Origin of the sequence: uncultured Eudoraea sp., from assembly GCF_947258525.1 — a bacterium.
Lineage (GTDB): Bacteria > Bacteroidota > Bacteroidia > Flavobacteriales > Flavobacteriaceae > Eudoraea.
In genome coordinates, this window is the sequence record NZ_CAMYIP010000121.1 from 1 (window position 1) to 2,381 (window position 2,381).

At 35.4% G+C, this 2,381-nt stretch carries 2 protein-coding genes; one reads left to right on the top strand and one right to left on the bottom strand.

Features of this window, described 5'->3' with window-relative positions; all coding sequences use genetic code 11:
* Positions 1-179 precede the first annotated feature (179 nt).
* On the bottom strand, positions 180-1,622 hold the full coding sequence (locus Q0X89_RS09225; RefSeq protein WP_297693399.1) for a transposase: 1,443 nt from the start codon (positions 1,620-1,622) through the stop codon (positions 180-182).
* Positions 1,623-1,769: 147 nt separating this feature from the next.
* Between Q0X89_RS09225 and Q0X89_RS09230 the strand changes: the two genes are divergently transcribed.
* Positions 1,770-2,381, top strand: a 612-nt coding sequence (locus tag Q0X89_RS09230) for a hypothetical protein (RefSeq protein WP_297693401.1), incomplete at its 3' end; no start/stop codon positions are given.

Below are 2,381 nucleotides of genomic sequence, written 5' to 3' on the forward strand. Positions count from 1 at the left end.
TTTCAATTCCTAAAGGTATTGAGAAGCCATTTTTTACGAAACAAGCAGTGCTCAACTACTTGACGATTTGGATATTTATTTTATTTACTCAAGTTTCGCAGATTCATTTTGAGCTAATCTGCAAGGGTTACCCCCTTTCAGATTGCTCTATTGATAGTTTTTAACTTTCCATTTTTGAATCATGCCGCAGACCTTTGTTTAGCATGATTTTTACCTAGTAATTGAGTGATGATTGCCTCGGCTTCTTCATTTTCAAGCAGTCTCAGTAATATTTCGTCACTTTCGCAACCTTCAAATAATATCTCTATCACTTTTACTAACTCAAGGAACAATCCCCAAATCCTTTCTCCAAGCGTAAACCTGACAACCCGTTCCCTATCCTGCTCAAAGATAGCCCCTTTACTTTCATAGTTTTCGAAGCGGTACCGCATGGTCACAATCAAATGTTGGATCATCACCAAAGTAGTGTCAGCAATCTGGGCATCAAAATCATTGGATTGGCTTTTACCAAGCCCTAATAATTGTTTGGCCTCCTTGAAAAAAACCTCTATTGACCATCTTAGCTGATATATCTTTATCATGTCAATAAATGACAATGCCGTGTTGGTTGTCAAAAAGGTTCTCCACTTACCATTCTTGCCTTGTTTGCTAAAGAACAATTTAACGCATTGGCCATTCCACCCAACCACTGCTTGCTTATAGTAATACCCAAGTTTCCGACATCTGACAGGATTGCCCAATTCATTTCTAATTTGATTATAGGTCAATTGTTTCCCATTTATGTCAAATTTGGTTTTCGCGCCCTTGTACATCCCTATTAAGTGTAACTTCGTACGCTTCTTAACCAATTCAACCATTGCCCAACACGTGAACCAACTATCCATTAGAATGTAATCCAGGTCAAGCTTTTTCTTTAGTACTCTTTTAATAATAGCAATAGCACCGTCGATTTTCGAGATATCCGTTTCCAGCATCCTTTGCTTTCCATAACATTCCTTTTCCCGCTTTTTGCTAAACTGTTTCTTCATTTCTTTTTTCTTTAAACCGAAAGGCTTGTCTTTCTTTTTGCCCTTTTCCCTATGTATAGAAAAGTCGAGCGGTATGCATGAGGTGCCATCCCAATACATGCCTACCAATATCTTGTATCCCAGGACACACCTGCCTGATACGTGGTCCCAAACCCTGGAAACCATCTCGATATATTTGCCTTTCTTTTGCATAACACTATCATCCAGAATCAGGCATTTCACCCCGGTATCACGATTTTCTTTCCCGGAAACCCTAATAAACTTCAGTGCGAAAAACCATAATATACTGCGCCAATCAATTGCACTCGTATTCTTGAGCCTGTAAAATGTGTCCTTTCGGGCTTCTATATATTGGCCTACCGAGCTATTGAGCAATCCATGTACTGTGCGCTGCCCCAGGTAAGGCAAGGAAAGCAAAACGCTAAACAATGAAGTAAGGCTATACCCTTTCTGTTTAATGCCGATAAAGCACTTACTAACACCGGAAAGTTTTAAACATGTCAAAGAACCTAATATAAAATCGGTTTCAAACCACCTATGGGTAAAACCGCTTTTCAATTCTGAAATCTTGTTTGTATCTTTATCTTGTAGCATGATTATTTGTGTTTGGAAACTATGTTAAAATACTGTAATACAGCATTTTAACCAAATTTTCATGCTACTTTTTTTAATCCTTTTTAACTCACTATCAGCAATTTAATTTACTGCGAAACTTGAGTAAATATATACTAAATTCACATTATGTCATTTATTGAAGTAGGTAATACAATTAACATTGTATTGCACAATATCGCTTTTCATAAACAAACGGAATCTGTAAAATACATTGATATTATCAGCCCATTTTCAAGGTTGTATTTAGTAAAAGAGGGTTCTGGTAATTTGTATATAGAAAATAGAGTTCGGAAATTAAAGAAAGGTTTTCTTTACCTCATCCCGAGTTACACGTTTTGTTCTTATGAGTTTAAGGCAGGATTAGGTCTGTATTATTTACATTTCAGCAATACAAATTATAATGACCTAAATCTGCTTGAATTATACCCATACAAAAATAAACTCAAATCAGATGATCTAAGTGAAATGTTGATAGTAAAGCTATTGGCGTTGCACCCTGATAGTTCACTGCCTCATGTAAATCCAAAAGTGTATCAAAATAAAAAATGGATAAATAAAAAAATTCTTTATAAATCTCTTAGACATTACCTTGAAACGAAAGGAATAATTGAGCTTTTATTGGCCCGATTCATTAGTAGCAAAGAAGAAAAACAAGAACAACTAATCAAGCATATTAAACTGAAACCAATTTTTCAGCATATTCATAATAATCTGAATAATAAAATTACTTTAAAAGAA

Coding starts and splice junctions, on each gene's coding strand:
- Q0X89_RS09225 (WP_297693399.1), bottom strand. CDS start 1,622: ATGCTACAAGATAAAGATACAAACAAGATTTCAGAATTGAAAAGCGGT.